3 protein-coding genes are annotated in these 3,650 nt (G+C 44.5%); 2 read left to right on the top strand and 1 reads right to left on the bottom strand.

What is annotated here, in order from left to right; translation table 11 throughout:
- Together H6S82_RS23790 and H6S82_RS23795 are read left to right on the top strand one after the other, a co-directional pair.
- Window positions 1–1,528, top strand: a 1,528-nt coding sequence (locus H6S82_RS23790) for an AAA family ATPase (RefSeq protein ID WP_191056811.1), incomplete at its 5' end; no start/stop codon positions are given.
- An 89-nt stretch (window positions 1,529–1,617) separates the two neighbouring features.
- Window positions 1,618–2,481 (top strand): nuclease A inhibitor family protein, encoded by an 864-nt coding sequence (locus H6S82_RS23795; RefSeq protein WP_190463905.1) that lies wholly within the window; start codon window positions 1,618–1,620, stop codon window positions 2,479–2,481.
- An 89-nt stretch (window positions 2,482–2,570) separates the two neighbouring features.
- Here H6S82_RS23795 and H6S82_RS23800 read toward each other — a convergent pair.
- The coding region (locus H6S82_RS23800; RefSeq protein WP_191056812.1) for a HAMP domain-containing sensor histidine kinase at window positions 2,571–3,650 on the bottom strand (1,080 nt) is incomplete at its 5' end.

Below are 3,650 nucleotides of genomic sequence, written 5' to 3' on the forward strand. Positions count from 1 at the left end.
AAAAATTTCCGACAGTTCTTTAGTAGCGGCGGCAACTTTGTCATCGCGATATATTAGCGATCGCTTCTTACCGGATAAAGCGATCGACTTGGTAGACGAAGCGGCGGCGCGTCTGAAAATGGAGATTACCTCGAAACCGGAAGAACTCGATGAGATCGATCGCAAAATCCTCCAGTTAGAAATGGAAAAGTTATCGCTGCAAAAAGAAAGCGATGTCGCTTCCAGAGAAAGATTGGAAAGACTGGAAAAAGAACTTGCCGATCTCAAAGAAGAACAAAGCACCCTCAACGCTCAATGGCAATCTGAAAAAGATGTCATTGTCGAGATTCAAACAATCAAAGAAGAGATCGATCGCGTCAACGTCCAAATTCAACAAGCAGAACGCAACTACGACCTCAACCGCGCCGCTGAGTTGAAATATGGGAAAATGACTCAATTGCAGCGCCAATTAGAAACAGCGGAAACCCGACTCGCGCAAACACAAAAAGCTGGCAAATCCTTACTGCGGGAAGAAGTAACCCCAGCGGATATCGCCGAAGTTATTTCCAAGTGGACTGGCATTCCCATCACCAAACTGGTGGAATCCGAGATGCAAAAACTGCTGAACTTGGAAGACGAATTGCACAAGCGCGTCATCGGACAAGATGAAGCAGTTACCGCAGTTGCTGATGCGATTCAGCGTTCTCGTGCCGGTTTAGCCGACCCAAATCGCCCCACCGCTAGCTTTATTTTCCTTGGCCCCACTGGTGTTGGTAAAACAGAATTAGCGAAAGCTTTAGCTGCTTATCTGTTCGACACCGAAGAAGCTTTGGTGCGAATTGATATGTCCGAATACATGGAGAAACACGCCGTATCGCGTTTGATCGGTGCGCCTCCTGGATATGTCGGTTATGAAGAAGGCGGACAATTAACCGAGTCGATTCGCCGTCGTCCTTACGCGGTTATCCTATTCGATGAAATCGAAAAAGCGCACCCGGATGTGTTCAACGTTTTGCTGCAAATTCTCGATGACGGTCGCGTTACCGATTCCCAAGGTCGCACGGTAGACTTTAAGAATACTGTGATTATCATGACCAGCAATATCGGTTCGCAATACATCTTAGATATTGCTAGCGATGATTCCCGCTACGAAGAAATGCGGAGTCGCGTCATGGATGCGATGCGAAATAACTTCCGTCCGGAATTCCTCAACCGCATTGATGAGATTATCATCTTCCACAGTTTGAACAAACAAGAATTGCGGCAGATTGTGCAATTGCAAGTCCAAAGATTGGGCCAACGTTTGAGCGATCGCAAAATTTCTCTCAAACTTGCCGATGCTGGATTAGACTTCTTAGCAGATGTAGGATACGACCCAGTTTACGGCGCACGTCCGTTAAAGAGAGCAATTCAACGCGAATTAGAAACTCAAATTGCCAAAGCAATTTTGCGCGGCGAATTCGCTGATGGCGATACCATCTTTGTGGATGTGGAAAACGAACGACTTGCCTTCAAGCGATTACCGCAAGAATTACTAACAGTTCAATAAATGTAGGGTGGGCAATGCCCACCTGATTTTTTTTTGTAATTTGCAAGTAAGACCGTATGGTTTCCTAATACAAGCCGGAGAGCCGTTTTATGCACCCTGAAACAGAGCAATTATTTGCATTGCTGGGAGACATTGTAAAGAATTTGAACTCCGGTGGAAGAGGCATTGGTAGTGAGGGAAATTACCCTTTCCGCCCGCTTGTTTGGGATACATCTGAGCAAGGGGAGTTCAGCTTTGTAAAGCTATTGCAAACTTCAGGCTTGATGGTGGAAATCGAACTTGATGAGTTAATTCAAAGCTGGCAAGGTAAATTTCTCAATCGAAGGCGACTGTCTCAGGAGCAAAATAGAGTTTTGTTTTCCGAGACTCTATCCAAATATCAGTTGTTATTCGAGACATTGCAAACAAAACTTGTAAATTTGCGCTCTTATAAGATCGAAACTTATGACGAGCGACGAGGTGAAATTAGCAACGACCAATTCAGACGCTACAACTTGTCAAGCGTTATAGTTGGGCAAACCAATGATGGCAATTGGGTGGCTTTCTCTCAGCAGCTTCCGCCTTCCGATAGGGCTGGATTTGGAAAACGTTTACCCAAGCAGGATTATCGCATGAGCCAAGCTGCGCTGGCTTTAAATGAACAACTCGATCCTATTTTGCTTGACCTGAAATCATTAATTGTTTGCCAATTTGCCAGTACATTCGATATGGTAATAGAGGCTATTATAAGAGCTACTGGTTTGCTAGGAATTTGGTATTTTAATATATTCGATGTGGAACAGGGGGCAGGTAACCCATACCAATACGGAGAGTTTGAAAAATTTGTAGCTTCTTACTTAAAAAATCCACTTATTTACGTATTTGGTAATGGCTCTCTGTATAGGCTATATATCATTGGCAAATGTCGAACTGGTGATTGGTTAGGAGCTTTAACGCTAGCCGTTTGGACATAGGCTGAGCTAATTTAATTTACAAGTGAGAACGATTTCTCAATGCAGGTTTATACTCGAAAGCTAAGTAGGTGAAGCTGGCAATGATTGGTTCACAGGCTACCACTTGCTTGGGTAACAGCATAGCTGCTGGAGTGTGTTGCTTCAGAAAGCGAAGGTAGAATAACGGTAAAAGTCGTACCCTTTCCCAGTTCGCTATCTACAAAAATATCACCGCCATGTGCCTCTACACACTTTTTAACAATTGCTAATCCCAGTCCGGTGCCAGAAATTTTACCCACATTTCTGGCGCGATGGAAAGGCTGAAATATTTCTTCTAGATCTGCTGGGGGAATGCCAATTCCTCGATCTTCAATTCGGAAGACAACAGCTTTTTCCTCAGCGATCAATTCAAACCTGATTGTACCTCCTCCTGGTGAATATTTAATAGCATTGCCAAGCAAATTGGCTAAAATGTGCCGCAGAAGGGTTTCATCCCAAAGTGTATCGTCAAATTCTCCTTGGCTTGTGAAAATAATTTCATACTTTTCGTTGGCAACGAGTTGTAGCTGTTCCACCATCTGGTAGCAGAAAGCATCCAAATTCAAAGGTATAGGGTCCCACCGCAGTTTACCAGCATCGGCTTTACTTATGAGTAAAACTTCATCTAATAGCTGAGCCATGTCCTTGATCGCCGATCGAATTAGTTGGAAATGAGAAAGTTTTTTCTCCTCGCTCAATCTATGCTCTTTGTCTTCCAGCAATCCAGCCGCCAGGAGGATAGCATTGAGAGGATTGCGGAAGTCGTGAGAAATCATAGAGACGAATTCAGATTTGATCTGGTTGATTTCGTTGGCTTTAAGGAGTTCGGCAGTTCTTTCTCGAACTCGCATTTCTAACGTTTCATTTACTTTTCGTAAGGATTCGGAAGCCTGCTTGCGCTCGATCGCATAGCATAGAGAACGCGCCAGCAATTCTCCATTTACCTGGCGCTTGACTAAATAATCTTGTGCCCCCTGTCGCACCGCCTCAATTGCCAGTTCATCATCATTCATATTTGTCAGCACGACAATTGGTAAGCTGGGGGCGAGCTTGTTCAAAGGCGCGATCGATCCCAGACCCTGGCTGTCTGGGAGCGTCAGATCTAACAAAATTACATCAAAGTAATCTTCAGCAAGGCGATGGAGTGCTTC

This window comes from Planktothrix sp. FACHB-1355 (assembly GCF_014748295.1).
GTDB classification, from domain to species: domain Bacteria; phylum Cyanobacteriota; class Cyanobacteriia; order Cyanobacteriales; family Aerosakkonemataceae; genus Aerosakkonema; species Aerosakkonema funiforme_A.

Excerpts from the sequence above, each read along its gene's own strand:
- H6S82_RS23795 (WP_190463905.1), top strand. The coding sequence starts at position 1,618 with ATGCACCCTGAAACAGAGCAATTATTTGCATTGCTGGGAGACATTGTA.